This is a genomic window from Microbacterium schleiferi (assembly GCF_038150145.1).
Taxonomy (GTDB): Bacteria; Actinomycetota; Actinomycetes; order Actinomycetales; family Microbacteriaceae; genus Microbacterium; species Microbacterium schleiferi_B.
Genome location: NZ_JBBWSA010000002.1, coordinates 165,211 through 190,627, shown reverse-complemented (window position 1 = coordinate 190,627; position 25,417 = coordinate 165,211). Strand labels below are relative to the sequence as shown.

28 protein-coding genes are annotated in these 25,417 nt (G+C 68.1%); 22 read left to right on the top strand and 6 right to left on the bottom strand.

Annotated features, from left to right (window positions below):
* Positions 1-7 precede the first annotated feature (7 nt).
* Positions 8-514 (bottom strand): low molecular weight protein-tyrosine-phosphatase, encoded by a 507-nt coding sequence (locus AADH62_RS02725; RefSeq protein ID WP_292706976.1) that lies wholly within the window; start codon positions 512-514, stop codon positions 8-10.
* Positions 515-650: 136 nt separating this feature from the next.
* Between AADH62_RS02725 and AADH62_RS02720 the strand changes: the two genes are divergently transcribed.
* The gene (locus tag AADH62_RS02720) at positions 651-938 is read left to right on the top strand and encodes a hypothetical protein (protein WP_341578180.1); all 288 of its coding nucleotides are present in this window, start codon (positions 651-653) and stop codon (positions 936-938) included.
* Entirely contained in the window at positions 935-2,338 is a 1,404-nt protein-coding gene (locus AADH62_RS02715) for an alpha/beta hydrolase (RefSeq protein ID WP_341578179.1), read from the top strand. The genes AADH62_RS02720 and AADH62_RS02715 overlap by 4 nt, the downstream gene beginning before the upstream one ends.
* A gap of 10 nt (positions 2,339-2,348) precedes the next feature.
* On the opposite strand, the gene AADH62_RS02710 is transcribed toward AADH62_RS02715, so the two are convergent.
* Positions 2,349-2,744 (bottom strand): phage holin family protein, encoded by a 396-nt coding sequence (locus AADH62_RS02710; protein WP_341578178.1) that lies wholly within the window; start codon positions 2,742-2,744, stop codon positions 2,349-2,351.
* 74 nt (positions 2,745-2,818) lie between these two features.
* Here AADH62_RS02710 and AADH62_RS02705 point away from each other — a divergent pair, with 74 nt between their 5' ends.
* From AADH62_RS02705 to AADH62_RS02625, 17 genes are all read left to right on the top strand, one after another.
* Positions 2,819-3,922, top strand: coding sequence for a histidinol-phosphate transaminase (locus AADH62_RS02705; protein WP_341578177.1), 1,104 nt, complete (start codon positions 2,819-2,821; stop codon positions 3,920-3,922).
* A gap of 10 nt (positions 3,923-3,932) precedes the next feature.
* Positions 3,933-5,063, top strand: a complete 1,131-nt coding sequence (locus AADH62_RS02700) for a thiamine pyrophosphate-dependent enzyme (protein ID WP_341578176.1) — start codon at positions 3,933-3,935, stop codon at positions 5,061-5,063.
* Positions 5,064-5,125: 62 nt separating this feature from the next.
* The gene (locus AADH62_RS02695; RefSeq protein ID WP_341578281.1) at positions 5,126-6,091 is read left to right on the top strand and encodes an alpha-ketoacid dehydrogenase subunit beta; all 966 of its coding nucleotides are present in this window, start codon (positions 5,126-5,128) and stop codon (positions 6,089-6,091) included.
* 100 nt (positions 6,092-6,191) lie between these two features.
* On the top strand, positions 6,192-7,568 hold the full coding sequence (locus tag AADH62_RS02690; RefSeq protein WP_341578175.1) for a dihydrolipoamide acetyltransferase family protein: 1,377 nt from the start codon (positions 6,192-6,194) through the stop codon (positions 7,566-7,568).
* 78 nt (positions 7,569-7,646) lie between these two features.
* Positions 7,647-8,627 (top strand): metal ABC transporter solute-binding protein, Zn/Mn family, encoded by a 981-nt coding sequence (locus AADH62_RS02685; RefSeq protein ID WP_341578174.1) that lies wholly within the window; start codon positions 7,647-7,649, stop codon positions 8,625-8,627.
* Positions 8,624-9,472 carry a metal ABC transporter ATP-binding protein gene (locus tag AADH62_RS02680; protein WP_341578173.1) on the top strand — a complete coding sequence of 283 codons (849 nt, stop codon included), beginning with the start codon at positions 8,624-8,626 and terminating at the stop codon, positions 9,470-9,472. Before AADH62_RS02685 ends, AADH62_RS02680 begins: the two co-directional genes overlap by 4 nt.
* Entirely contained in the window at positions 9,469-10,335 is an 867-nt protein-coding gene (locus AADH62_RS02675; protein ID WP_292732265.1) for a metal ABC transporter permease, read from the top strand. The genes AADH62_RS02680 and AADH62_RS02675 overlap by 4 nt, the downstream gene beginning before the upstream one ends.
* A 54-nt stretch (positions 10,336-10,389) precedes the next feature.
* Positions 10,390-10,815, top strand: a complete 426-nt coding sequence (locus AADH62_RS02670) for a Fur family transcriptional regulator (RefSeq protein WP_228179494.1) — start codon at positions 10,390-10,392, stop codon at positions 10,813-10,815.
* Positions 10,733-11,839 (top strand): permease, encoded by a 1,107-nt coding sequence (locus AADH62_RS02665; RefSeq protein WP_341578172.1) that lies wholly within the window; start codon positions 10,733-10,735, stop codon positions 11,837-11,839. The genes AADH62_RS02670 and AADH62_RS02665 overlap by 83 nt, the downstream gene beginning before the upstream one ends.
* Positions 11,832-12,659 (top strand): TIGR03943 family putative permease subunit, encoded by an 828-nt coding sequence (locus tag AADH62_RS02660; protein WP_341578171.1) that lies wholly within the window; start codon positions 11,832-11,834, stop codon positions 12,657-12,659. The genes AADH62_RS02665 and AADH62_RS02660 overlap by 8 nt, the downstream gene beginning before the upstream one ends.
* Positions 12,649-14,103 carry an Ig-like domain-containing protein gene (locus tag AADH62_RS02655; protein ID WP_341578170.1) on the top strand — a complete coding sequence of 485 codons (1,455 nt, stop codon included), beginning with the start codon at positions 12,649-12,651 and terminating at the stop codon, positions 14,101-14,103. Before AADH62_RS02660 ends, AADH62_RS02655 begins: the two co-directional genes overlap by 11 nt.
* The gene (locus AADH62_RS02650) at positions 14,076-14,798 is read left to right on the top strand and encodes a DNA-3-methyladenine glycosylase (RefSeq protein ID WP_341578169.1); all 723 of its coding nucleotides are present in this window, start codon (positions 14,076-14,078) and stop codon (positions 14,796-14,798) included. Before AADH62_RS02655 ends, AADH62_RS02650 begins: the two co-directional genes overlap by 28 nt.
* Before the next feature lie 141 nt (positions 14,799-14,939).
* The gene (gene rpmB / locus AADH62_RS02645; RefSeq protein WP_228179498.1) at positions 14,940-15,176 is read left to right on the top strand and encodes a 50S ribosomal protein L28; all 237 of its coding nucleotides are present in this window, start codon (positions 14,940-14,942) and stop codon (positions 15,174-15,176) included.
* Entirely contained in the window at positions 15,176-15,346 is a 171-nt protein-coding gene (gene rpmG, locus AADH62_RS02640; RefSeq protein WP_005051772.1) for a 50S ribosomal protein L33, read from the top strand. The genes rpmB and rpmG overlap by 1 nt, the downstream gene beginning before the upstream one ends.
* A gap of 3 nt (positions 15,347-15,349) precedes the next feature.
* Complete coding sequence (rpsN, locus tag AADH62_RS02635; RefSeq protein ID WP_292707051.1) at positions 15,350-15,655, top strand: 30S ribosomal protein S14; 306 nt, start codon at positions 15,350-15,352, stop codon at positions 15,653-15,655.
* A 376-nt stretch (positions 15,656-16,031) separates the two neighbouring features.
* A complete protein-coding gene (locus AADH62_RS02630; RefSeq protein ID WP_195692545.1) occupies positions 16,032-16,319 on the top strand; it encodes an HU family DNA-binding protein in 288 nt (95 codons plus the stop codon).
* A gap of 74 nt (positions 16,320-16,393) precedes the next feature.
* Positions 16,394-18,370 carry a cytochrome c oxidase assembly protein gene (locus tag AADH62_RS02625; protein ID WP_341578168.1) on the top strand — a complete coding sequence of 659 codons (1,977 nt, stop codon included), beginning with the start codon at positions 16,394-16,396 and terminating at the stop codon, positions 18,368-18,370.
* 13 nt (positions 18,371-18,383) lie between these two features.
* Here AADH62_RS02625 and AADH62_RS02620 read toward each other — a convergent pair whose 3' ends face one another.
* Positions 18,384-19,508 carry a hypothetical protein gene (locus AADH62_RS02620; protein ID WP_341578167.1) on the bottom strand — a complete coding sequence of 375 codons (1,125 nt, stop codon included), beginning with the start codon at positions 19,506-19,508 and terminating at the stop codon, positions 18,384-18,386.
* A gap of 68 nt (positions 19,509-19,576) precedes the next feature.
* Here AADH62_RS02620 and AADH62_RS02615 point away from each other — a divergent pair, with 68 nt between their 5' ends.
* Positions 19,577-20,953: an ATP-dependent DNA helicase gene (locus tag AADH62_RS02615; protein ID WP_341578166.1), complete on the top strand. Its 1,377-nt coding sequence runs from the start codon at positions 19,577-19,579 to the stop codon at positions 20,951-20,953.
* A 7-nt stretch (positions 20,954-20,960) separates the two neighbouring features.
* Here AADH62_RS02615 and AADH62_RS02610 read toward each other — a convergent pair whose 3' ends face one another.
* Positions 20,961-21,626, bottom strand: a complete 666-nt coding sequence (locus AADH62_RS02610; protein WP_341578165.1) for a biliverdin-producing heme oxygenase — start codon at positions 21,624-21,626, stop codon at positions 20,961-20,963.
* 72 nt (positions 21,627-21,698) lie between these two features.
* Entirely contained in the window at positions 21,699-22,007 is a 309-nt protein-coding gene (locus AADH62_RS02605; protein WP_341578164.1) for a DUF2470 domain-containing protein, read from the bottom strand.
* A gap of 79 nt (positions 22,008-22,086) precedes the next feature.
* Between AADH62_RS02605 and AADH62_RS02600 the strand changes: the two genes are divergently transcribed.
* The gene (locus tag AADH62_RS02600; protein ID WP_341578163.1) at positions 22,087-23,379 is read left to right on the top strand and encodes a serine hydrolase domain-containing protein; all 1,293 of its coding nucleotides are present in this window, start codon (positions 22,087-22,089) and stop codon (positions 23,377-23,379) included.
* A 64-nt stretch (positions 23,380-23,443) separates the two neighbouring features.
* Positions 23,444-24,307: an EamA family transporter gene (locus AADH62_RS02595; protein WP_341578280.1), complete on the top strand. Its 864-nt coding sequence runs from the start codon at positions 23,444-23,446 to the stop codon at positions 24,305-24,307.
* A gap of 20 nt (positions 24,308-24,327) precedes the next feature.
* Here the strand turns inward: AADH62_RS02595 and AADH62_RS02590 are convergent, their stop codons facing one another.
* Complete coding sequence (locus AADH62_RS02590; RefSeq protein ID WP_341578162.1) at positions 24,328-25,296, bottom strand: nucleoside hydrolase; 969 nt, start codon at positions 25,294-25,296, stop codon at positions 24,328-24,330.
* Positions 25,297-25,417 lie beyond the last annotated feature (121 nt).

The following is a 25,417-nucleotide window of genomic DNA, read 5'->3' as shown; positions in this document are numbered from 1 at the left end:
GATCGCCTCAGGGCGCGGGGCGAAGCGCCGGCTCCAGCTGGCGGAAGAGTGCGCGGCTGGCGCTCTCGATCATACCGAGCACCTCGTCGAACATCGCCTCGTCGGCGTAGTACGGGTCGGGCACGTCCAGTGTCTGGGCTGAGGCATCGAACGACATCAGCAGGGCGATCTTGTCGGCATCCGTGTCAGAGTGCGACCAGCCCCGCAGGATCCGCTCGTGGCTGCGATCGAGGGCAAGCACGAGGTCGCTGCGGTCGAAGTCGGCTCTGCCGAACTGGCGGGCTCGATGGCGGGCGCCGTCGTACCCGCGCCGCGCGAGTGCCTCGATGGTGCGTTCGTCGGCGCGCTCGCCGACATGCCAGTCTCCGGTGCCGGCGCTGGTGGAGAGCACACGGTCGCCGACGCCCGCGCTGTCGGCGAGGGCGCGGAACACGACCTCGGCCATCGGGGACCGGCAGATATTGCCGGTGCAGACGAAGACGACGCGAAACGGCTCGACGGCGTTCGCGGTCATGCGTTCATTCATACCCCTCCTGCCCGGCGAGCGCATCAATTCGTCGCCTCCTCCCCTGTTTCCCGGGAAGCCGAACCGTCGACAATACGTCACGTATGCCGCCTCCCGCGCTCCGCGGGTCAGCAACGGTGGACGAATGGATGAGCTCCGCGCATCGCCGTCGGCTGGTACTGTCCGTGCGCAGCTCGCAGCTCTCGCATCGTGGGCTGACGACCTCGCGATGGAGGCCGAGGCGATCGCGCGGGTCGGCGGGTGGGAGACGCCGGCGGTCGCCGCGTTCCAGTCCGAGATGGCGGAGCTTGTGGCGGCGCTGCGCGGTTTGCGGGGGCGCGCTCTCGATCTTCGTGCTGACGTCGGGGCGCCGCATCCGTGGCCTGCCCTCGGCGGGTACCCGGGATTCGGTCTTGCCGGAGGTGGGTCGTGAGCGACCTCGAGATCCGCAGCGGAGGCGCGATCGCTGTCGACACGGAGGAACTGCGAGCGGTGGCCTGGCGGCTGCGTGAGTTCGGCGTCAGTCTGGGCGAATTCGCCGACCGGGCTGGCTGGGTGGCGACGGATGCCGCGGCTACCGCGACCGGGTTCGGCGTTGATCTCGAGGCACGGTGGCTGGCAAGCGGTGCGGAGCGGGTCGCCGAGCAGCCGGCCGCGCTCGCCGGGGCGCTCGACGCACTTGCTGCGGCGTACGAGCTCATCGAGCTGCGCGTGCAGCAGGCAGTTGCGATAGCGGCCGGTGATGCCGACGCGACGAGAGCTATCGAGGCTCGGATGGCGGTGCTGCAGCAGGAGTACCCGGATGCTGCGCGCGCCGCCGATACCGCGGTGAACGCCTGGCGGGGCGGCGGGCCGATCGAGATGGCTCGTCAGGTGGCGGCTGCCACGTGGTGGATTCCCGGCATGGCAATCCCGCTTGCGCTGGGAACCGGCGTGCTCTGGAGCGGGGTCGCGCTCGCGGGGCTTGGCCGGATGTCGCAGGCACCCGTATCTCCGGGTGCTCCGGTGGCGGATGCGGCGCCCAACGCCACACCGACCCTCGGCGCGGGGCAGCGCAGTGGGACGCGACATCCTCTGGCTGGTGCCCCGGCGACCTCCCTGTCTCCTGCGCCGCTAGCCGTGCGGCAGGTCACCCCGGCGCCGACATCCGGGCCGGTGACGGGATTGGCGGATGCCGCGCGGCGCGTGCCCGGCGCCGCCGAGGCTCGGGTGCGGGTCGAGCGCTACGCGATGCCCGGCGGCGGATCGCAGGCAGCGGTCTACGTCGCCGGTACGCAGACGCTCTCGGGAGGTTCGGGCGATCCGTTCGACATGCGCTCGAACCTCGAGCTGTACCGGGGTGAGCGTTCGGCATCCCTCGAGTCCGTCGAACTCGCCCTCCGTGAGGCGGGAGTCGATCCGGGCGAGCCGGTGCACGTCTTCGGGCACTCGCAGGGAGCGATGCTCGCTTCGGCTCTTGCGCTCGAGGGCACCTACGACGTGCAGACTCTGGTCACGTACGGCTCGCCGGTCGAGGCGGCGGTTCCCGACAGTGTGCTCAGTATCAGCATCCGTCACACCGACGATCCTGTCGCGGCGCTGGCCGGCGGCGGTCATGCCGAGACGGTGGGGGCGCCGGGGAGTTTCGTCGCCGAGCGGGTCGCCGACCCGGGCGCGGGCGTGCAGGACATCACCCTGGCAGCGCACGGCATCGAGCGCTATGCCGAGACAGCCGCGATGGTGGATGCCTCCAGCGACCCGCGCGCGGTGGCACTGCGAGATCTCTGGGGCACGCTCGGTTCCGCCGAGCGCGTCGAGGTCACCGAGTATGCCGCCGATCGCGGCAGCGGCTAATCGTCAGCCGTCAGTCGTTGTTGCGGCGGGGCCGAAGCAGGATCCCGATGAACCAGTTGATGATCGAGATCAGAAGGGCAGCGACCACACCCCACCAGAAGTCCTCTACCCGCAGGCCCCAGTTCCACCACTGGGTGAACCAGGCGGTCAGCCACAGCAGGAAGCCGTTGATCACGAGCGAGATGAGTCCCAGGGTCAGGATGTAGATGGGGAATGCGAGCACCTTGATCACCGTGCCGATGATCGTGTTCACGAGCGCGAAGATGAGCGCCACAAGCAGCAGCGTCAGCACGAGCTGCAGCGTCTCACCCGGGGCGAATGGAATCACGGTAACCCCGAGCGTGGGAATCAGGGTCACGATCCAGATCGAGAAGGCGTTCACGACGATGCGGACGAGGAAGCTCATGGCGGCAGTCTTTCACGTGGGTGCAGACAGGTGACAGACCGGTCGTGCACTCCTTCCGGTCCTAAAATCGCAGAATGACCGACCCCGACCCGATCCCCGTTCGCGTACGCCCCGCGATCGCGGCCCTGCCGCCCTACAAACAGGGTCGGCAGGCGGCCCCCGACGCATTCAAGCTCTCGAGCAATGAGAATCCCTACGATCCGCTTCCGGGCGTCATCGACGCGATGCGTGCGGTCACCGGGGTCAACCGCTACCCCGACGCGAGCGCGGCGCGGCTGCGCGACCGACTCGCCGCCGACTACGGCGTGAGCCCCGACGCCGTGCACATCGGTGCCGGCAGCGTCTCGCTCATCGCGCAACTCATCTCGGCGACCGCCGGGCCCGGCGATGAGGTGGTCTACGCGTGGCGATCGTTCGAGGCGTACCCCTCCCTCGTGGAGGTGGCGGGCGCGACATCCGTGCGCATTCCGCTCACCCCGGACGCGGGCCACGATCTGGCAGCGATGGCGGATGCCGTCACCGACCGCACCCGCATGATCCTGGTGTGCAGCCCCAATAACCCCACCGGTCCGGTGGTCACGCAGTCCGCCTTCGACGACTTCGTCACGCGAGTGCCGGGCGACGTGCTCATCGTGCTCGACGGGGCGTACGCGGAGTTCGTAACCGCCCCGGATGCCGTCGATGGAGTCCAGGTGCTGCAGGCCGGGCATCCGAATGTCGTCGTGCTTCGCACCTTCTCCAAGGCGTACGGCCTCGCGGGACTTCGCGTGGGCTACGGGATCGGTCATCCGCGGGTGCTGGATGCCGCGCGCAGCACCGCCATCCCGCTCTCTGTTACCGCCCATGCCGAAGAGGCTGCCCTCGCGAGCCTTGACGCGCGCGCCGAGTTGCTCGAGCGCGTCGCCGACATCACCGAACGCCGCGACGCGCTCGCGGCGGGCCTGCGTGAGCAGGGTTGGCGGGTCCCTGAAGCCCAAGGAAACTTCGTGTGGCTCGCCACGGGACCCGACACGCTGGCGGTGGCTGACGCCTTCCACGACGGCGGAATCGTCGTCCGGCCGTTCGCGGGCGAGGGGGTGCGCATATCCGTCGGAGAGCATGAGTCTGTGGACAGAGTGCTACGGATCGCGGGTTCCGTTGTAGAGGACCTCCCGGAAGGGCACCCCGCACGCGGGTAGCGTAGGGACCGTGACCCAGCCAGAAGAACCTGAGCTTGTCCGCATCCTCGCCGCTGACGGCTCCCTCGCGCCCAATCCGGCAGCGGAGCCCTACCTCGATCTCGTGACCGGGCTCGCCGATTCCGACCTCGAGACGCTGTACCGCGACATGGTCGTGATCCGCGCGATCGACCGGCAGGCGACGAACCTCCAGCGCCAGGGGCAGCTTGCCCTGTGGCCACCGAGCCTCGGGCAGGAGGCGGCGCAGGTCGGCTCGGCTCGCGCTGCCCGTTCGCAGGACCACCTCTTCCCCTCCTACCGCGAACACGTCGTCGCCCGCATCCGCGGCGTCGATCCGATCGGCATCATCAAGCTGATGCGCGGACTCTCGCACGGCGGATGGGACCCGACAGACCCCGCCAACGGCAACACCCACATCTATACGCTCGTTCTCGGCGCCCAGACACTGCACGCGACGGGGTACGGCATGGGCCTGGTCTTCGATGGGCGCTGCGGCACCGGAGACCTCGAGCGCGACGAAGCCGTCATCGTCTACTACGGTGACGGCGCCTCCAGCCAGGGCGACGTGCACGAGGCCATGGTCTTCGCCGCGAGCTACCGCACGCCCGAAGTCTTCTTCCTGCAGAACAACCAGTGGGCGATCTCCGTGCCGGTGGCAACCCAGTCGCGGACGCCGCTCGTGCGGCGCGGCGAGGGCTACGGGATGCCGAGCATCCGCATCGACGGCAACGATGTGCTCGCCAGCTACGCCGTCACGCGGCGCGCACTCGATGAGGCGCGCAGCGGCGAGGGACCCCGAGCGATCGAGGCGATGACCTACCGTGTCGGGGCCCACACCACAAGCGACGACCCCACCAAGTACCGCACCTCAGAGGAGGAGCAGTCGTGGGCACAGCGGGACCCGATCGCGCGAATGCGGGCCTTCCTCGAGAATCGGGGTGCCCCGTTCACCCTCTTCGACGAGGTGGATGCCGAGGCCGCTGCCGCCGCCGACGATCTGCGCGTGCGCACGAATGAGCTCGGCGGACTGGAACGCGACGGGATGTTCGCTCACGTCTACACCGACCCACATCCGCTGATGGACGAGCAGCGCCGCTGGCTCGCCGAGTACGAGGCATCCTTCGAGGGAGGCGCCCGATGACCACCGTCTCGACCTCCACTGACACGGCGACGGCTGCGCCGCCGACCCCGGCATCCGGACCCATGCCGCTCGGGCGAGCGCTGAATGCCGGCATGCGACAGGCTCTGGCCACGAACGACCGCGTCCTGCTCATGGGTGAAGACATCGGCCGTCTCGGCGGTGTGTTCCGGGTGACCGAGGGTCTGCAGGCAGAGTTCGGCGAACGCCGCGTGCTCGATACGCCGCTCGCGGAGTCCGGCATCGTCGGCACCGCCATCGGGCTGGCGCTTGCCGGATTCCGTCCCGTGTGCGAGATCCAGTTCGACGGCTTCGTGTTCCCCGCGTTCGATCAGATCACCTCGCAGCTGGCGAAGATGACCAACCGCCTCGAGGGCGCGGCGTCGATGCCCGTTGTCATTCGTATCCCGTACGGCGGGCACATTGGCGCGATCGAGCACCACCAGGAGAGCCCCGAGGCCTACTTCACGCACACTCCGGGACTGCGGGTCGTGAGCCCGGCCACCGCAGGAGATGCGTACTGGATGATCCAGGAGGCAATCGCCTCGAACGATCCGGTGATCTTCCTCGAACCCAAGAGCGCCTACTGGCACAAGGGTGAGGTGGACACCACTGCCCCGGCGCTGCCGCTGCACGCCTCTCGCATCGTTCGCCGCGGCACCGATGTCACCCTTGTCGGCCACGGAGCGATGGTCGGTACACTGCTGCAGGCAGCGGCTCTCGCCGAGTCCGAGGGCACGAGCTGTGAGGTCGTCGACCTGCGTTCGCTCTCACCGGTCGACTACGGTCCGATCCTCGACTCCGTGCGCCGCACCGGCCGCATGGTCTATGCACAGGAGGCCCCGGGCTTCACGAGCCTGGGCAGCGAGATCGCCGCTACCGTGACCGAGCGCGCGTTCTTCTCGCTCGAGGCGCCGGTGCTGCGGGTGTCGGCGTTCGACACGCCGTTCCCGCCCGCCAAGCTCGAGGGCACCTACCTCCCGGATGCCGACCGCATCCTCGAAGCCGTCGACCGCGCCCTCGCCTACTGACACCCGATGGCGCTAACTCCTGCAATGTCGGCACGGACACGGCGATACTGAGGCACAGACCACCGAGGTGCAGGAGTTCGTGCACCGCGAAAGGACCGACATGAGCACGCAGACCTTTGTTCTCCCCGATGTGGGGGAGGGCCTGACCGAGGCCGAGATCGTCACCTGGAAGGTCGCGCCCGGCGACGCCGTGCAGGTCAACGACGTGCTCGTCGAGATCGAGACCGCCAAGTCCCTGGTCGAACTGCCCTCGCCGTTCACCGGCACGGTCGGCGAGACGCTCGTCGAGGAGGGCGTGACCATCGCCGTCGGAACCCCGATCGTGACGATCGAGACCGCTCCCGCCGCATCCGCTCCGCTGTCACAGACCGACGCTCCCGGGGGCGGCGACGCGCAATCTGAGACAGCGGAAGGTGGTGCTGAGGGCGGCGGCGCGGTGCTGGTCGGATACGGGACGGGTGGAGCTGTCACCTCGCGTCGCCGCAAGCCCGCTGAGCGGCCGGTGACGGCATCCGTCGGGGTCATCGCGAAGCCGCCGATCCGCAAGCTCGCGCGCGATCTCGGCGTGGACCTTGCCGCCGTGACCCCCTCGGGTGAGGCCGGCGAAGTCACCCGCGAGGACGTCGTGAAGCACGCGTCGCAGGCAAGCGTCTTCCGCAATATCGAGACTCCCGACTGGCCCGAAGTGCGCGAAGAGACCATCACCGTGACACCGGCAGCGGCACCAGCGCCTCCCGCCCCCAACGGCGTCGCCTCGCCGTTCGCGCAGGCGGCGGGCCGGGTCGAGTCGATCCCGGTCAAGGGTGTGCGCAAGGCCACCTCGACCGCGATGGTGCAGTCGGCGTACTCGGCACCGCACGTGTCGGTGTGGACGGATGTCGACGCGACCCGCACCATGGAGCTCGTCAAGCGACTCAAGGCATCCCCCGACTTCGCCGACGTCAAGGTCTCGCCGCTGCTGATCATGGCGCGCGCCGTCATCTGGGCGGTACGCCGCACGCCGATGGTGAACGCGGCGTGGGTCGACGGTGACGGCGGCGCCCAGATCAGCGTGCGGCACTACGTCAACCTGGGCATCGCCGCAGCTACCCCCCGCGGGCTTCTGGTTCCGAACGTCAAGGACGCCCAGGACCTCAACATGCGTGAGCTTGCGCGGGCCCTCGAGAAGCTCACCCTCACGGCGCGCGAGGGCAAGACCACGCCTGCCGACCAGCAGGGCGGCACGATCACGATCACCAACATCGGGGTGTTCGGAATGGATGCCGGAACCCCGATCATCAACCCCGGGGAGTCGGGCATCGTCGCGATGGGCACCATCCGGCAAAAGCCCTGGGTCGTGGACGGTGAGGTGCGTCCTCGCTATGTCACCACGGTCTCGGGCTCGTTCGATCACCGCGTCATCGACGGCGACGGGATGAGTCGCTTCATCGCCGACGTCGCGTCGATCCTCGAGGAACCCGCGCTGCTGCTCGACTGACCCGTCGCGCTCGGGAATGCCGGAATGTACCGGCCGCCCGTTTTGATAATGATTCTCACCGCCGTTATCATTGTCGACATGACAACCCGACGACTTTCCACCCTGCTCGCGCTCGGCGCGGCATCCGCCCTCACGCTCACGGCCTGCGCCGGCACGGGTGGAACGCCGGCGACATCCTCCCCGGCCGAAGCAACCATCGGCGTCGTCGCGTCGACCAACGTCTACGGTCAGATCGTCGAAGAGATCGGGGGTGATGCCGTCACCGTCACCTCGATCATCACGTCGTCGGCTCAGGACCCGCACGAGTTCGAGCCGACGGCCCAGGACCAGCTCACGGTTTCGGAAGCCGATCTCATTATCGAGAACGGCGGCGGATACGACGGTTTCATGGATGCCATGATCGAGGCCAGCGGCACGACGGCGCCCGTCATCACCGCTGCCACCTTCAACCACGACTACCCCGCTGAGGGCGAAGTTGGGGAGGAAGGTCACGACCACGCCGATGAGGACGGTCACGACCACGCGCACATCGAGGGATTCAACGAGCACGTCTGGTACGACCCACACACCATGGAGCACCTCGCCGAAGCCATCGCTGAGGAGCTCTCGACGCTCGACCCCGACAACGCCGACCTCTTCGAGACCAACGCTGCAGCCTTCATCGACCAGATCGCCGGGCTGGAGGCATCCCTCGACGAGATCTCGGCAGCTCACGCCGGCACCGGAGTCTTCGTCACCGAGCCCGTGCCCGTCTACCTGATCGTGGCAGCCGGGCTCGAGAACCTGACGCCCGAAGCGTTCAGCGAGGCAGTCGAGGAGGGGCAGGACGTGCCCCCCGCAACTCTGCTCGAGGCGCTGGGCATCGTCGAAGACGGCTCCGTCAAGGTCGTCATCGCCAACGCACAGACCGGCGGCGCCGAGACCACGCAGGTCATCGATGCCGCGACCGCGCAGTCAATCCCGGTGCTGGAGTTCACGGAGACCCTCCCGGAGGGCCAGACTTACATCTCGTGGATGCAGCAGAACATCGCGGAGCTCGCGGACGCGTTCGACGCGTGAGCTCCAGCGCGACCTCGGACGCCCAGCCGCCGCTCCGCATCCGCGGAGCGGCGCTGCGCCGTGGCGAGCGGGAACTGTGGGCCGGGCTCAACCTCGACGTCGAACCCGGCGAGTTCATCGCGGTTCTCGGACCCAGCGGCTCCGGCAAGACGACGCTGCTGCGCGCCATCCTCGGCCTCGAGCACCTGAGCGCTGGGGCGATCGAGACGAGCGGTCGCCGGGTCGAGCGCCGGGGCAACCGGCACATCGGCTACGTACCCCAGCAGCGCCCCCTTCCGCCCGAAACCGCATTGCGCGGTCGCGACCTCGTGACCCTCGGTGTCACCGGCCACAAGTTCGGCTTCAGCCTTCCAAACCGGCGCGATCGCGAACGCGTCGATGTGCTGGTGGCAGACGTCGGCGCCGAGGGGTTCGCCGACCGGCCCGTGGGCGAACTCTCCGGCGGCGAGCAGCAGCGGCTGCGCATCGGGCAGGCGATCGCCGACGACCCCGGCCTGCTGTTGTGCGACGAGCCGCTCACGAGTCTCGACCTGGCCAACCAGCAGGCGATCGTGGCGCTCATCGACCGGCATCGCCGCCAGCGCGGCACCGGGGTTCTCTTCGTCACGCACGACATCAACCCTGTCCTCGACGTCGTTGACCGCATCCTCTACATCGCCGGGGGGCGCTTCACGCTCGGAAAGCCCGATGAGGTCTTGCAGACGAGCGTTCTTAGCGACCTCTACGGCGCTCCCGTCGCCGTGCTGCGGGCCGGCGACAGGCTCGTCGTCGTCGGGGCGCCGGATGCCGAGGTCTCGCACCATCACCACGACGACGGCGACGAACCCGGTGGGGTGCACGCATGAACTGGTCTGACATCGGCGACGCGATGTTCGGGGGGATGGCCGACTACGGCGCGATCCTCGCGCTGGTCTCGAACTCGGTCATCGCGGGGGCAGTGCTGGGCCTGGTCGGCGGCCTCGTCGGCGTCTTCGTGATGCAGCGCGACATGGCTTTCGCCGTCCACGGCATCAGCGAACTCTCCTTCGCGGGAGCCGCATTCGCGCTCCTCATCGGCTGGGATGTCGTGACGGGGTCGATCGTGGGCTCGCTCATCGCCGCCGGGCTCATCGGATGGCTCGGTGCGCGGGCGCGGGACCGTAACTCGTTCATCGGCGTGCTGATGCCGTTCGGCCTCGGCCTCGGCATCCTGTTCCTCTCTCTCTACAGCGGTCGCAGCGCCAACCGGTTCAGCCTGCTGACGGGTCAGATCGTCTCGGTGCAGAACGCGCAGCTCGGGTGGTTGATCGCGATCAGCATCCTGGTTCTGCTCGGACTGCTCTTCATCTGGCGGCCGTTGCGCTTCGACTCGCTTGACCCGCAATCCGCTGCAGCGCGCGGCGTACCGGTCACGGCGGTCTCGCTCGGATTCATGCTGCTGCTCGGGCTGATCGTCGCCGTGGCGATCCACATCATCGGCGCGCTCCTGGTCATGGCCCTGCTCGTGACCCCCGCTGCTGCTGCCATGCGCATCGCATCCGGGCCCTGGAGCGTTCCGCTGCTGGCGGCCGGCTTCGGCTTCGTGTCGGCAGTGGGTGGCATCCTGCTGGCGATCGCCGGAACCCTCCCGGTGAGTCCCTACATCACGACGATCTCGTTCTTGATCTATCTCGTCTGCCGCCTCGTCGGCGGTCGGCGCGGTCGGGTGACTCGGGCGCGGTTCGCGTGAGGGCTCGCACGCGCTCCCAGCCGGCGCCGAAGGTAGGTCGATAGACTCCCGGCCATGGCGCAACGCAATACCTGGCAGCGCGAACGCGTGCGCACGGCGCTGGGCGACGCCCCCGGCTTCATCAGTGCCCAGTCACTTCACGCCGTTCTTCGTGATGAAGACACGGGGATCGGCCTCGCGACGGTCTACCGCGCCCTGGCAAGTCTCGCCGATGAGGGCGCGGCCGACACGCTGCACGGACCCGACGGCGAAAGCCTCTACCGTGCGTGCGAGACCTCGGGGCACCACCATCACCTGATCTGTCGGTCCTGCGGCGCGACCGTGGAGATCGCAGCGACCCCCGTCGAGCAGTGGGCCCGGTCGGTTGCGCAGCAGCACGGCTACACGGATGCCGAGCATGTCGTCGACATCTTCGGACGCTGCCCCGAGTGCACGGCGCGCGCCCGCGCGGCATCCGGCGACGGGAACCGTGCGCGCTGACGCTCCGGCGACCGAACGCGTCCGCTCCGAGGGTGCGAGCCCGGGAGTACGGGCGGGAGTCGGCGTCGGAATCGGCATCCTCTTCATCGCGCTTCTTGTCGCGATTGATGCCCTCGCGCCCTCACTGTTCGCCTCACCGCTATCGACTCGCGCCCAGGATGGGCTGACCCTCGCGATCAGCGTTCTCATCGAGTCGCTCCCGTTCGTGGTGCTCGGGGTGGTGCTGTCGATTGTCGTGCAGGTGTGGATCCCGCCAGGAGTGCTCGAGCGATGGATGCCACGCACCCCGTGGCTGCGACGCGGCGTGCTGTCCCTGCTCGGAATGTTCATTCCCGTGTGCGAGTGCGGCAACGTCCCGTTCGCCCGTGGCCTGCTGATGCGCGGGTTCACGGTGCCCGAGACCCTCACCTTCCTCATCGCGGCACCCATCGTGAACCCCATCGTGATCATCACGACGCACCAGGCGTTCGGGTTCAGCGACGGCATCCTGGTGGCGCGCCTGGTGGGCGGTTTCCTGATCGCAAACCTCCTCGGCTGGCTGTACAGCCGGCATCCGAGCCCCGACGCGCTGCTGACCGACCGGTTCCGCGACACGTGCGGGCTCGTGACTCATGAGCCCGGCGGCAAGGGGCGCCGGAGCCTTGCCCAATTGGTCGTCGAGCTGCGCGCCGTCATGCCCGCGCTTATCATCGGATCCGCCATCGCCGGAGCCGTTCAAGTGCTGATCCCGCGGGACGTGCTGTTGGCGATCGGATCGAATCCGGCACTGTCGATCGTCGCCATGATCGCGCTCGCAATGGTCGTCTCGATCTGCTCCAACGTCGACTCGTTCTTCGCGCTGTCGTTCGCCTCGACCTTCACCCCCGGCTCGATCGTGGCGTTCCTTCTTGTCGGCCCGCTGGTGGATGTGAAGATGCTCGCCCTGCTGCGCACGACCTTCACGACCCGCACCCTCGTCGGGATCGTCGTGGTCGTCGTGCTGTCTGCCTTCGCGATGGGGACGGTGGTGAACCTTCTTGCCTAGGCTCAGCTCCCTCGGAACACGCTGGCTCGGTGTCGGGCTCGCCTCAGCCCTCGCCGTCCTCACCATCGGGCTTGCGGTGACGGGGCGACTGTCGCTCTACATCAACCCTGAGTCGGCGTGGTTCGCGGTGGGTATGTCGGTCATCGTTCTGATTGGCGCCATCGCGTCCTTCGCGCTTCCGCTGGGCGCCGAAGACGACCACGGACACGACCATGGCGACGCCGCTCCCGCGCGGCACACGGATGCCGAGAGCGGCCACGGCGCGGCCGATGATCATGACCACGACGCCGCCCCTGCGCGCGGCCACACCCGGCATCCGGTTGCCCTCGCCGGCACGGTCGTCGCAGGAGTGATAGCCAGTGCCGTCGTGGTCGGCGCGCTCGCCCTGCCACCCTCGTCGCTGTCGCCGCAGTTCGCCTCGACGAGCGCCTCGACCACGCCGGTGCTGTTCGGCGGCCGGGATGTCGTCACCCTGGCTTCCACGGGCGATACGGCGACCTTCGGGGTGGGCGAGTGGGCGACGGTGTTCGCGACGGCGACAGACCCGGCATCCTTCGACGGCGACGCCGTCACTCTGACCGGTTTCGTCTCCCCGGGCGATGCCGGGGCCGGCTTCCTGCTGTCGCGGTTCGTCATCACCCACTGCGTCATCGACGCGCAACTGGCCGCGGTGCCGATCGCGTGGGGCGGCACGGCAGCGCCCGAGGGCGAGTGGGCTACCGTGACGGGCACGGTGCGATCGGACTCCGACGGGCGGCTGCACATCGCCGCCGACTCGGTCGAGACCGTACCCGAGCCCGAGGACCCGTATGAGTACTGACGCGGGCCGTCGGCGCGACTCGGCTGCGCCGTCGCGCCGACAGCGAGCTGCCCGTCGACGACTGCGGGGATTCGTCCTCGGCTTCGTCGGGGTCGCTGCGGCCATCGGGCTCGTCGGCGCGCTCGGAGCCGCGGCCACCGTTCTCATGGGGCCGCGAGTGACCGCGGTGCAGGTCGACCCGTCAGCTGCCATCGCGGCATCCGGGTCCCGGCTCATCGTGACGACCTCGCAGTCGCTCGCCGACGTCGACCCCACCTCTGTCACGGTGACCCCCGCAACACCGTTCGACATCGACACCTCGGGTCGCAGCATCGGGGTGCGCTTCACGGTTCCGCTCGATGCCGACACCGAGTACACCGTCACGATCGACGGGGTGACCGGAGTGTCGGGGGGTCCGTCATCCACGATCACCGAGACGTTCACCACCCCGCCGAGCGAGGTGTTCCTGCTGCAGCGCGGCACTGTCGATGGCGACACGATCTTCCGCACCGACCTCACCGGTGAAGCCGCCGTCGCCGTGTTCGCCCACCCGCACATCGAGGACTACCGTGCGACCCGCGATCACCTTGTCGTGCTCGTCGATGAAGACGGCGAAAGCGCGCTGATCATGACCGACCTCGACGGGCAGAACCCGGTCGAACTGACACTGCCGGGCAGCGGATATATCGCTGATCTGCAGATCGCTGACCGGGGGGATCGGATTGGATACCTGTTCACCTCGTCGACGGTCGGGACGGGTTCGGGTGACGAATCGGCGCTGTACACGGCATCGCTCGACACCCCGACCGCCGAGCCCGCGAAGGTCGTCGTCGCGGGCGCCGACGAGCGCGTCGCGCAATGGTCGTTCGTGCCCGACACCGACAGTGTGTTGCTGGTCGCCTTCGACGGAAACCTGTTGCTGACCGACCCCGAGGGCGAGGCTCCGACCGCTCTCGGTACGGCGCTCGCGATCGATGGCATAGCTCCGGGAACCGCTCAGGCGATCGCCGAGCGCATCGATGGGCTCGTTGTACTCGACCTCCTGACCGGCGAGGAGACGCCGCTGGATGTCGGCACCGACCCGGCGGTGATCGGCAGCGTCATGCCCCTCCCGCGCGGTGGGACGCTGCGCACGACGTTCCCGATCGCCGAGACCGGCCTGCCGACTGGCGCGACATCCGTCGTCCTCGTCGATGACGCAGGGACGTCCACGGAGGTGTTCTCGGCACCCGAGACTGACGCGGTTCTGCAGACGTGCGTGTCGCCGAGCGGACAGTACGCGGCGATGCTCGTGGCGCCCGACCTGGCATCGAACCCGTACGACACCTACCAGCTGCCCCTGCCCGCCACGGTAGAGACCCACATCGTCGAGCTCCCGCGGGGCGATGGTTCTGAAGCCCGCGAGCTTGTCGCACTGGCTGGCTCGTCGATTTCGTGGTGTCGTCAGTCGGTGTCGTGGCGGTGAGGAATCCCGACGGTCTGCGTCTCGCGACGCGCGCGGACCTTTCCGCCTTACCGGTGGAAGTCGCACCGACACTCCTCGGAGCCCATCTGGTCGTCGAGGCCGGCGGTGAGCGCGTCGTCGCCCGACTCACCGAGGTCGAGGCCTACCACGGTGCCGGGACTGGCGATGTTCCCGACCCCGGCTCTCACGCGCGGTCGGGCCGAAGCCCGCGTAATGCCACGATGTGGGGCGAACCGGGTCACCTCTACGTCTACCTCAGTCACGGCATCCATTCGTGCGTCAACGTCGTGTGCGCGCCGGCGGGCGTCGCCGGTGGGGTGCTGCTGCGGGCCGGCGAGATCGTCGAGGGCGCTGAGATCGCGACGCGGCGCCGGTTCGGGGCGCGGGGACCGGGGCCCGCGCGGGACCTTGCACGCGGACCCGGCCGTCTCGGTCAGGCTGTCGGCCTGCGTCATGCGGACCACGACGGCATCGATGCCGTCGCAGGCTCGGGTCGTGCCGGGGCCGTCGCGCGGCTGCTCATGCGCGAGGAGCCGCTGGACCACGTGGCAACCGGACCTCGGGTCGGAGTGGCGGGTATCGCCGGCACGGATGCCTACCCCTGGCGGTTCTGGATCCCGGGAGACCCCACGGTCTCGGCGTTCCGCTGGGGCCGGGGTGCAGAAGGGGCGCGCGCGGCCGCCGTGCTAGACTGACTCTTTGTCTGCGCGCACTCCAGCACGCAGTTCGTGCCCTTCCCTCATCATCCGGCCAGAAATGGTCTGTCGAGTGCGGGGTGCAGACAAGGGATCTTGGGTGAGGCCGTCCGGCCTCACGGTACAGAAGGAGACATCACCATGGCTGCAGTGTGCCAGGTGACTGGAGCGGTTCCCGGCTTCGGTCACAACATCTCGCACTCGCACCGCCGGACGAAGCGCCGCTTCGACCCGAACGTGCAGAAGAAGACCTACTACGTGCCCTCGCTCGGTCGTAAGGTCACCCTGAACGTGTCCGCCAAGGGCATCAAGGTGATCGACGCGCGCGGCATCGAGTCGGTCGTGAAGGACCTGATCGCGAAGGGTGTGAAGCTCTAATGGCGAAGAAGGCTCAGGACGTCCGTCCGATCATCAAGCTGCGCTCGACCGCCGGCACGGGGTACACCTACGTGACCCGCAAGAACCGCCGCAACAACCCTGACCGCATCGTGCTGAAGAAGTACGACCCGGTCATCCGCAAGCACGTCGAATTCCGAGAGGAGCGCTGATCCATGGCTAAGAAGAGCAAGATCGCGCGCAACCAGCAGCGCCAGGCGGTCGTGGACCGCTACGCCGCCAAGCGTCTCGAGCTCAAGAAGCAGCTCGTGGACCCGAACGCGACCGACGAGCAGCGTGAAGCCGCCCGCGTCGGCCTGCAGAAGCTTCCCCGCAACGCGTCGCCCGTGCGTCTGCGCAGCCGTGACGCGATCGACGGTCGCCCCCGCGGTGTGCTGACGAAGTTCGGCATCTCGCGTGTGCGCTTCCGCGACATGGCTCACCGTGGCGAGCTGCCCGGTGTGACCAAGTCGAGCTGGTAAGCCAGCCCGCGAGAAAGCACTGTCGAGCTGGTAAGCCAGCCGCGAACGCCAAGGCCCGGCATCCTCACGGATGCCGGGCCTTTCGCATCCTGCGCTCCTTCGCGAGACTGCAACGTGCCCGCGAGACCATGCCGCGGCGCACCCGTCTCGCGGGCACGTTGCAGTCTGGGGGAGAGGTGGTAGAAGTCACGGCAGTCACACGCGTCACTCCCGTGACGCGACACGCCGCGAATCGGATGTCTATGGCGGGGAAATCCGCGGAATTCCGGGGTTCGTGGGTATATTCGAGGTCGGTCGGCAAGAGACCAGCCGAGAGCCACCAGCTTTCGGTCCATGCACGAGGGCGGGGACTTCACCGCCTTGGAGGACAACCACAATGGCTGAAAAGTCCATCACCAAGACCGAGCTCGTCGCGAGCATCGCAAGCGCGACCGGTCAGAGCCAGGCCACCGTTTCGGGCGTCGTCGACGCGCTGTTCACCACTGTCGCCGAGGCCGTCGCCAAGGGCAGCAAGGTGTCGATCCCGGGCTGGGTCTCGTTCGAGCAGGTCGCCACCTCCGCTCGCACGGGCCGCAACCCGCAGACCGGTGAAGAGATCAAGATCCCCGCCGGCAAGCGCGTCAAGGTTTCGGCTGGCGCCAAGCTCAAGGCTGCCGCCAAGTAAGACCCTTCGTCTTCACCTCGAAAGGGGAGCGTCCGTCCGCGGATGCTCCCCTTTCGCGCGCGTAGGCTGAGGGGATGGATTCCCGCCTGCTGCGGGCGATCGGCCCGGCGACGCTCGTGACGGTCGCCGTCGTCGTGATGGTCGCCGCCCTTGCGTACGGCGGCGGCGCCGCTCCGCTGGTGATCGCCGATGCGGGTCCTGTCGTGCGTTGGGGTTTGCCGGCAGCGACGCTGGTCTTCAACCTCGCCGCAGCCGGGATGCTGGGGTCGCTCATCCTGGCTCTGTTCGCCCTCAAGGCCGGCGACAAAGCCTTCAATACCGCCGTGGATGTGGCATCCGTCTCGGCGGCAGTTTTCACCGTTGCTGCCGGTGTCACCGGGTTCTTCACGTTCATCGACGCCTTCAATGCCCAGGTGGCGCTCGGCCCCGAGTTCGGTTCGCAGTTCGGAAGGTTCCTGACAGACACCGATCTCGGCCGTGCGTGGCTGATCACCACGATCTTCGGAGCGGTGCTGACGGTTCTCACGTTCGCGGTCCGCTCATGGACTGGCACCTTCCTGGTCGCCATCCTCGCGATCGCCGCCCTCGTGCCGGTGGGCACGCAGGGCCACTCCGGTGAGGAAGCCAACCACAATGCTGCCGTCATGGCGACTGTGCTCCACATCGAGGGTGCGGCGCTCTGGCTCGGCGGTCTGATGCTGCTGATCGTCATCCGTCCGTTGCTGCCGACGGATCGGATGACGACGGTGCTGCGCCGCTATTCGACGATCGCGATCGTCGCCTTCGTCGTCGTCGCGGCATCCGGATACGTGCGCGGTGTCATCGGCGTCGTGACGTGGGAAGCGATGCTCTCGCCGTACGGCGCGATCCTGACCGTCAAGATCGTTGCCCTCGTTGCGATGGGGCTGCTCGGCGCGTGGTACAGGCTTCGGCTGATCGATCGACTGCGCGAGAGCCGTGCGTCCCGGTTCTTCTGGTGGCTGATCCTCGTCGAGGTCGGCTTCATGGGCCTGGCCAGCGGCGCAGCTGTCGCACTCGCCCGCACGCCTCCCCCGGTCGACACGTCGCTGCCCGAGCTGCGTACGCCGGCGCAGTTCCTCACGGGCGCCTCATTGCCACCGGAGCTAACGCCCTGGCAGTGGGTTTCCGCGTGGGAGATCGACCTGCTGTGGGCGCTGTTGTGCGCTTTCGCGGCGTTCTTCTATCTCGCCGGCGTCTGGCGCCTTCGTGCGCGCGGTGATCGGTGGCCGCTGTACCGCACGGTGCTGTTCCTGTCAGGCCTCGTCATGCTCGCGTGGATCACCAACGGTGCCCACAACGTCTACCAGGAGTACCTCTTCAGCGTTCACATGTTCGGGCATATGGCGCTCACGATGGGCATCCCCCTGCTGCTGGTCGCCGGTGCTCCGGTGACCCTTGCGCTGCGGGCCGTTCGCAAGCGGGATGACGGCACGCGCGGCGGGCGAGAGTGGATCCTGTGGGCCATCCACACGCCGTTCGCGAAAGTCGTCACCAACCCGTTCTTCGCCGCGGCGAACTTCGTTCTCTCGCTGTGGCTCTTTTACTACACCGACCTGTTCCGCTGGAGTCTGTACGACCACCTCGGGCATGAGTGGATGATCTTCCACTTCCTGATCACGGGTTACCTGTTCGTGCTGTCGCTGATCGGTATCGATCCGGTGCCCTACCGCCTGCCGTACCCTTTCCGCCTGCTCATCCTGATCGGCGTCATGGCGATGCACGCCTTCTTCGGCATCGCGATCATGATGAACAGCGGTCTCATGGTGGCCGAGTGGTTCGGGGCCATGGGCCGCACGTGGGGCGCGACGCCGCTCGAGGACCAGTACATCGGCGGGGGGATCGCTTGGTCGATCGGGGAGATCCCCACCCTCATCCTGGCGATCACGGTCGCCATCCAGTGGAGCCGCAGCGACGAGCGCGCGCAACGGCGCGAGGACCGACAGGCCGATCGCACAGCGGATGCCGAACTCGAGGAGTACAACGCGCGGCTGGCTCAGCTCGCCGAGCGGGACGCACGCGTCGGCCGCTGAGCGCGGCCCTCCCTCACCCGAGCAGGATCGATGCCGTGCCGTCGGGAAGGATGTCGATCGTTCCGGTGACGACGAACGGGACATCCACGCTCACGTCGCTCACGGTGCCGTCGAACAGGGAGCGGGAGCGAAGCTCGATGTGGGCCATGGCGGCTGACTCGGCGATACGCCACCCGGCGCCCTCGGCGACGAGCGAGACCGTCGGATCCTGCACGATCGACCACGTCGGCAGTGTCACGATGCGGTCGGTGAGATCGAACCCGAACGGGCAGGCGGTGGGCTGCAGAACCTCTTGGTGCGTGCACTCCTCGAGGAAGGCATCCACCTTGTCTTGCACGAGTGCAACGAACTCGTCGGATGCCGTCGCCGTGACGGTGACCGGGACACTGGTGAACGGGACGTCCGAGAGCATTGCCACGCCCGGCGAGGTGGCCGTGGGAGTATCGACGGTCACCGAGTAGATGCCGGGCGAGAACACCAGCAGGGGGATCGGCGCTGACAGGTCTGCGGCGGCTCCGTCCGGTGAGACCTGCCGTTTGTCGACGCTGAAGCCGTTCACCGCGAACTCCGACGACCCGTTCACGGTGAGATCCATGACCGCGATCGGGCTCTGCGCGAACTCCCACCGGGGGAAGATCCCGACCATGCCGTCCTGCACCACCGAGAACGTCGTGGACGCCTCGTGCCCGCCCGCCGAGTAGGCGAGGGTCACCGCGAAGGTGTTGCCGTTGTTCGTCTCGGAGACGACGCGGATGTCGCTGAGATCGCCGAGTGCGCTCGAGCGCAGGAAGTCCTCGGAGGCATCTGCGGGGAGGCCGGCAGCCTCCAGGTCGGCTGACGAGACCGCTACTCCGGGCACGGCGAGCGCCTGTGTGGCATTGCCGTCGGCGAGCAGGTTGGCGTAGCGGACCACGAACGCCGACGGGCCGTAGAACTGGGCGTAGAGCGTCGCGCCCGCTGCGATGAAGGCCGCGATCAGGAGTGCGCCGACCGCCGAGAGAATGACGAGGTCGCCGGCAACGGAGCGACGTGCATCACCGCGGCGGCGACGCGACGCGCGCGGCGACGAGTCAGTCGCGCGCGGCGACTCGGGCGTGGTGGCAGCACCGCCCGACGCCTTCTCCCCCGTGGTGCTCACGGCACCAGTCTAGAAACGACCCGCTGTGAGGACGCCCTGCCGCGGCGCGCGCTGGGTAGCATGGCCCGGTGCAGGCGCCCGAACTCTCCGCGGAACAAGAGGCGCTGTTCCGGCTCATCGAAGACACCCGCGACCATGTCTTCGTCACCGGTCGCGCCGGAACCGGCAAGTCCACGCTCCTGCAGCACCTGTCTTACCGGACGAGCAAACAGATCGCCGTCTGCGCTCCCACCGGTGTCGCTGCGCTCAACGTCGAAGGCCAGACGATCCACTCTCTGCTGCGCCTGCCGATCGGCCTCATCGCGGATGCCGACCTCGACCATCCTGATGCCACCCGCAAGCTGCTGAACGCTATCGACACCCTCGTGATCGACGAGATCTCGATGGTCAACGCCGACGTGATGGATGCCATCGATCGCTCCCTGCGGCAGGCGCGCGGCCGTCGCGCCGAGCCGTTCGGTGGGGTGCAGATCGTCATGTTCGGTGACCCGTACCAGCTCGCGCCGGTGCCGCCGCGGCACGGTGATGAGCAGCGATACATCCGCGATCACTACCGATCGTTCTGGTTCTTCGATGCGCGCGTGTGGGCGGGATCGGATGCCGCGCTTCCCGGATCGGAGGGGTCCTCGCTCCTGGATCTCGGCCGGTACGGCGCATCCCTGCAGATCCGCGAGCTCGCCGAGATCCACCGGCAATCCGACCCGGAGTTTCGCCGGATGCTGGGAGCCGTCCGCCACGGGCGGGTCACCGCCGACATCGCGCAGGTTCTCAACGACACCGGCGCTCGCACCCCGCCAGTGGGCGGGGCAGATGAGCCCCCGATCATCACTCTCGCCACACGCAACGACATCGTCACCCGCATCAACCGCGCACACCTGGATGCGCTGCCGGGCGCTACTCAGACGGCGCACGCCGAGATCAGCGGCGACTTCGGCCGCGGAGATGCCGCCTACCCCGCCGACGCCGAACTGCAGCTCAAGGTCGGTGCGCAGGTCATGTTCCTGCGTAACGACGTCTCGACGTTCGGCCAGCCGCCGCGGTGGGTCAACGGCACCATCGGAACCGTGACCCGTATCGCGGGCGGCACGGTGCGCGTCGAGGTCGACGGCGAACAGATGGATGTCGAGCCCGCCGTCTGGGAGAGGTTCCGGTACGCCTACAACGCGTCGACGCGGTCGATTTCGCGCGAGATCGTCGCGGAGTTCACCCAGTTTCCGCTGCGCCTGGCATGGGCGGTGACGATCCACAAGTCTCAAGGGAAGACATACGACCGCGCCATCATCGACCTGGGTTCGGGGGCCTTCGCGCCGGGTCAGACCTACGTGGCGCTGAGCCGCCTGACGTCGCTCGAGGGCCTCTACCTGACGCGGCCGTTGCGGCCTCGCGACATCCAGGTAGACCCCGACGTGCAGCGATTCATGGCCGCTGTCCGGGCCCGCGCCTGAGGAACTCTCAGGCGATCTCGGCGATGCGGCCCGAGGCCTTGGCTGAGGCAAGGTCGACGAAGACGTCGGTGTTGAACTGGTAGGCGCGCAGCACCTCGTCAATGACGCGTTCCTGTTCATCAGCGTCCCAGGGGGCGGCATCCAGTTGCTCGCGGTACACATCCTTGAAGGCCCGAGGGTCGGCGATGTCGTCGAACACGTAGAACCCGATCCCGTTGGTCTCGAAGCCGAACTGCCGTGCCATGAGCTTGCCGATGAACTGCCCGCCCGAGAGGTCGCCGAGGTAGCGCGTGTAGTGGTGGGCGACGAACCCGCCGGCCCAGATCGATCCGACCTCGTTGATCCGGTCGACGTAGCGCTGAGTGCTCGGGAGTGGGGCGATCCGCTCGCGCCAGTCCGGTCCGATGAGGAACTCGAGATCGGCTTCCAGTGCGGGGATGCGAGTGAGCTTGTCGCTGATGAAGGGGGCCGCAACGGGGTCGTTGCGCATCACGTCGGCGGCGCGCTCGATCGCGTCGTACATGAACCAGTGCTGGGCGACAAGCGCGATGTAGTCCTCGCGCGTGCCCTCGCCCTTCATGAGATCGCTCATGAAGCCGGCGTGTTCACTGCCCGAGTGGGCATTGCTCGAGCGCTCGCGCAGGGCAGTCGAGAACGGGGTCACGGGTGTCATGGGCACCAGTGTACCTTCAGGTAAGCCGAACCTTACAAGACCAAAGTCCGGAGACTGAGCGAGCGGCGTTCCTCACTCGTGCGGACGGGGCTCGATCCCGAGTCGCGCGCACGCCGCGTCATAGAGCTTCACGATCTCGGCTCGGATCTGCGGCCGCTCGGTGATGCTGCCGCCGGGCCACGGAACTGCAACAGTCACTGTCGTACCGTCGCCGAGCTCGGCATCCCACACCCCGCCGTCCCCATCGAGATCGGACATGATCGCGCTTACGGCATCCGTCTGTCCGAACGCCCGCACGATCAGGAGATTGTCGCCGCCGTGGTCGCCGTTCATGTGGGCGAGCACGCCGGTGCGGATGCTGTCGTCGAAGCGATACGTCATGGTCACAGCGTAGGGGCCGTGACCTTCGCGTGATGTTGATGTGTTTGAATGCTGAATGCACGAACAACGGGGGTTGGGTATGGGTGCGACGATCCTCAGGCGGCGGTGGAGCGCCCTCGGGATCGCGACGGTTGCCCTCGCGGCCACCCTCGTTGGCTGCGCTCCCACCCAAACCATCGAGATCGATGTGCCGGCCCAGGTCGAGGGTGACTTCCCCGCCGAAACCCAGTCGCAACTGGATGCCGCGCTGGCTGAAGCGATGGCCGCGACCGGTTCCTCGGGTGCCATTGTGGGCGTCTGGGCGCCGTGGAGCGGTTCCTGGGTCGCCGGTGTGGGAACGCAGTCTCCGACCAACTCGCAGGCCGTCACCTCCGACATGGAGTTTCGTGCAGCCCGCGTGACGCGGGCGATGACATGCGACGTCCTCTACGCGCTTGTCGACCGCGAGGTCGTCGCCCTGGATGACAAGGTTTCGGAGTACGTGGGGGGCGCCTCGGGACTCGAAGACGTCACCCTGGGCCAGCTCTGCGACAGTACGTCAGGCATCGGAGCATCGGCGCCGTCGCTCTGGAATGACTGGCTCAAGACCCCGAACCGCCAGTGGCCTCCGCTCGAGCTGGCGGCCTATGGCATGGGACGGGAGCGCACCACAACGCCCGGCTCCTCCTTCGTCGACTCGGATGCCGGATACTTCCTGCTCGGCGTCGCACTCGAAACCGCAACCACGACATCTCTGCCCGAGTTGTTCGAGCAGTACGTGACCGACCCCCTCAGCCTTGATTCCACGTGGCTGCCGGACTCCGCCCCGGCGACGCCGGCCGGTGATACCGATGCTCCGTCGCTGCAGGGCAACAACTCGCTGCCGGGTGAGGACGGGCAGCTACTGTGCACTGATCCTCTTGAGATCACGGAGCTCTCGGCGAGCATCGGCTTCGCCGACTCGGGAGCTGTCTCGACGATCGCCGATCTCGGCCGTTACGCGCAGGCGCTTGCCACCGGCGCCCTGCTCGGGGATGAGCAGACGCGGTTCGACAGTCCTCGCGAGGCGTACCCCGGCGCGCCGACCTGGTACACCTACGACGGCGGAGCATTCGCCGCCGGAGGACTGATCGGACAGCACGGCGCTATTCCCGGCTACCTCACGGCTGCCTACGCCGATCCCGATACCGGGCTGACTGTCGCCGTCGTCTTGAACAACTCCGCGGCCCCCGCGGGGATTGCAGCAAATCTCGCCTGGGAGCTTGCCGCGATCGCGTCCAAGGCTCCGGCCGCCGCCGGCGAGACAGCGCCCGCGGCGGGCCTGCCGTGGACCGCCGAACAGCAGGCCGAAGCCATCCGCGGCGCGGCGGTCTGTCCGCTGCCTCAGCCGTGAGCCCGGACCCAGGGTGAGCGCTCCCCGCGCGGCAGCCTTGTCTTCGCCGCCGTTCGCGGTCGGGATGGTTGTCACGGGTCTGGTGTGTCAAGAGCTCGGCGCGTCCCTTGCCGTTCTGCTCTTCCCCGCCTTGGGGCCTCTCGGAATCGTGTTCCTGCGCCTGGGCTTCTCGGCCGTCATCCTGATGGTCATCGCCCGGCCGCGCCTTCGCGGTCACACCCCGACCGCCTGGCGCTCGGTCATCGGGTTCGGTCTGGTGCTCGCCCTGATGAACGGGCTGTTCTATCTCGCGCTCGCGCGGCTGCCGCTCGGTGTCACCGTGACGATCGAGGTACTCGGACCGCTCGTGCTCTCGGTGATCGCCGCGCGTCGTGCCAGCGCCTGGTTGTGGGCAGGACTGGCGCTGGTCGGGGTCATCGCGCTGGCCGGGGGCGGGTGGGACCGACTGGACCCGATCGGCGTCCTGTTCGCCCTCGGGGCGGCTTCCAGCTGGGCGCTGTACATCCTTGCCTCTGCGCGCGTCGGGCGTGAGTTTCCACGCCTGGACGGACTTGCGCTTGCCATGGTGGTGGGCGCACTCGCGGCGCTGCCCTGGGGACTGATCGCAGCAGGCGGCGCGCTCGTGCGCATCGACCTTCTCGCACTGGGCGCGGCAGTCGCGGTGCTCTCCTCGACGATCCCGTACGCGCTCGAGCTGTTGGCGTTGCGGCGGTTGGCGGCATCCGCGTTCGCGATCCTGATGAGCCTTGCCCCCGCGACAGCCACCCTCGCCGGCTGGCTGCTGCTCGGACAGGGGATGACGTGGCTCGAGATCGTCGGGATCGCGCTGGTCATCGCCGCGAGCATCGGTGCCGTTCGGGCCGCGTCAGCTCGAGCAGCGGCTGACCCGCGCGGAGCGGAAGCATCTCCCGCGGAGCCCCTCCCGTAGGTCTGTGCTGCGCCTCCCGGCTAGGGCGTGGCCGTGCCGCCGAGGATCGTCGAAACCAGGTGCTCGGTGAGGCTATCGGCCCCGTCGAAGAGCACCCGGGTGCGGACGCCGTCGTGATCCCGGGGGCCGAGGCGTTGTCCGCGCATGTCGACCACGGTCGAGCCCCGCGAGGGGCCATCAGTCGTATCGATGACGACGGGAACACGCAGGCTTCGTCCAATGCCCGGCGCCCCCGCCGCGGTCATCGCCGCCAGCGGGTCGTGCAGGGGGCTGAGCCGCTCGCCGAATTGCGGCACGTAGAAGTCGAGGTAGTGGTCGAGGATCTCACCGACCGCGCGTGCGAACGGATCGGTTGAGGCGAGCAGGCGGCCCCGGTCGCCATCGGTGAGGACATGGTTCATGGTCACATCCAGTGGCACGAACGTCACGTCCCAGCCGGCGCGCGCGAGAACATCAGCAGCCTCGGGGTCGTTGAAGATATTCGCCTCTGCGACGGGAGTGATGTTGCCGGGGGCGAGGGCTGCGCCACCCATCGTCGTGACAGCGGCGATCCGCGACGGCAGCGTCGGGTCGCGCTCAAGCGCTATCGCAATATTCGTCACGGGCCCGATGGTCAGGAGGTGAAGCTCACCGGCGTACGTGTGAGACAGCTCAAGCAGCAGATCAGCCGCGTCGCGCGGGTCGGGTGAGGTGCCCGAATCGGGGAGGATGACACCGCCGACGCCATTGTCGCCGTGCACGTGTGGCGCGCCGCCGCCGTAGACGTGGGTGAGGTGGTCGTGCGCGCCGATTGCCACGGGGATGTCAGGGAAGCCCGCCAGCGCCAACAGATCGAGGGTGTTGCGGGCAGCTTGCGCGGCATCCGTGTTGCCACTGACCGTGCCGACCCCGACGAGATCCACGAGGGGCGAGCGCAGCAGGTAGGCCAGGGCGACGGTGTCGTCGATACCGGTGTCGCAGTCGAGGTACAGCGGAAGAGGCGCAGTCATGTCGCTCCCGGGGTGATGAGATGAGCGGACGGCGCTGTCCGGGGCGCGTCGCGCACCCCTTCGGTTATATCGCGCGGCCAGCCCTCAGTCGTACCGGGGGCCACGGTGCGTGATGGAATGT

What these genes read in the sequence shown, in the direction of transcription:
- AADH62_RS02610 (WP_341578165.1), bottom strand. Translation starts at nt 21,626, where the DNA reads ATGACACCCGTGACCCCGTTCTCGACTGCCCTGCGCGAGCGCTCGAGC.
- AADH62_RS02725 (WP_292706976.1), bottom strand. Translation starts at nt 514, where the DNA reads ATGACCGCGAACGCCGTCGAGCCGTTTCGCGTCGTCTTCGTCTGCACC.
- AADH62_RS02595 (WP_341578280.1), top strand. Translation starts at nt 23,444, where the DNA reads ATGGTTGTCACGGGTCTGGTGTGTCAAGAGCTCGGCGCGTCCCTTGCC.
- AADH62_RS02665 (WP_341578172.1), top strand. Translation starts at nt 10,733, where the DNA reads ATGTCGTCGACATCTTCGGACGCTGCCCCGAGTGCACGGCGCGCGCCC.
- AADH62_RS02710 (WP_341578178.1), bottom strand. Translation starts at nt 2,744, where the DNA reads ATGAGCTTCCTCGTCCGCATCGTCGTGAACGCCTTCTCGATCTGGATC.
- AADH62_RS02705 (WP_341578177.1), top strand. Translation starts at nt 2,819, where the DNA reads ATGACCGACCCCGACCCGATCCCCGTTCGCGTACGCCCCGCGATCGCG.
- AADH62_RS02600 (WP_341578163.1), top strand. Translation starts at nt 22,087, where the DNA reads ATGGGTGCGACGATCCTCAGGCGGCGGTGGAGCGCCCTCGGGATCGCG.
- AADH62_RS02690 (WP_341578175.1), top strand. Translation starts at nt 6,192, where the DNA reads ATGAGCACGCAGACCTTTGTTCTCCCCGATGTGGGGGAGGGCCTGACC.
- rpsN (WP_292707051.1), top strand. Translation starts at nt 15,350, where the DNA reads ATGGCTAAGAAGAGCAAGATCGCGCGCAACCAGCAGCGCCAGGCGGTC.
- AADH62_RS02630 (WP_195692545.1), top strand. Translation starts at nt 16,032, where the DNA reads ATGGCTGAAAAGTCCATCACCAAGACCGAGCTCGTCGCGAGCATCGCA.
- AADH62_RS02625 (WP_341578168.1), top strand. Translation starts at nt 16,394, where the DNA reads ATGGATTCCCGCCTGCTGCGGGCGATCGGCCCGGCGACGCTCGTGACG.
- AADH62_RS02720 (WP_341578180.1), top strand. Translation starts at nt 651, where the DNA reads ATGGATGAGCTCCGCGCATCGCCGTCGGCTGGTACTGTCCGTGCGCAG.
- AADH62_RS02685 (WP_341578174.1), top strand. Translation starts at nt 7,647, where the DNA reads ATGACAACCCGACGACTTTCCACCCTGCTCGCGCTCGGCGCGGCATCC.
- AADH62_RS02675 (WP_292732265.1), top strand. Translation starts at nt 9,469, where the DNA reads ATGAACTGGTCTGACATCGGCGACGCGATGTTCGGGGGGATGGCCGAC.
- AADH62_RS02655 (WP_341578170.1), top strand. Translation starts at nt 12,649, where the DNA reads ATGAGTACTGACGCGGGCCGTCGGCGCGACTCGGCTGCGCCGTCGCGC.
- rpmG (WP_005051772.1), top strand. Translation starts at nt 15,176, where the DNA reads ATGGCGAAGAAGGCTCAGGACGTCCGTCCGATCATCAAGCTGCGCTCG.
- AADH62_RS02590 (WP_341578162.1), bottom strand. Translation starts at nt 25,296, where the DNA reads ATGACTGCGCCTCTTCCGCTGTACCTCGACTGCGACACCGGTATCGAC.
- AADH62_RS02605 (WP_341578164.1), bottom strand. Translation starts at nt 22,007, where the DNA reads ATGACGTATCGCTTCGACGACAGCATCCGCACCGGCGTGCTCGCCCAC.
- AADH62_RS02695 (WP_341578281.1), top strand. Translation starts at nt 5,126, where the DNA reads ATGCCGCTCGGGCGAGCGCTGAATGCCGGCATGCGACAGGCTCTGGCC.
- rpmB (WP_228179498.1), top strand. Translation starts at nt 14,940, where the DNA reads ATGGCTGCAGTGTGCCAGGTGACTGGAGCGGTTCCCGGCTTCGGTCAC.
- AADH62_RS02670 (WP_228179494.1), top strand. Translation starts at nt 10,390, where the DNA reads ATGGCGCAACGCAATACCTGGCAGCGCGAACGCGTGCGCACGGCGCTG.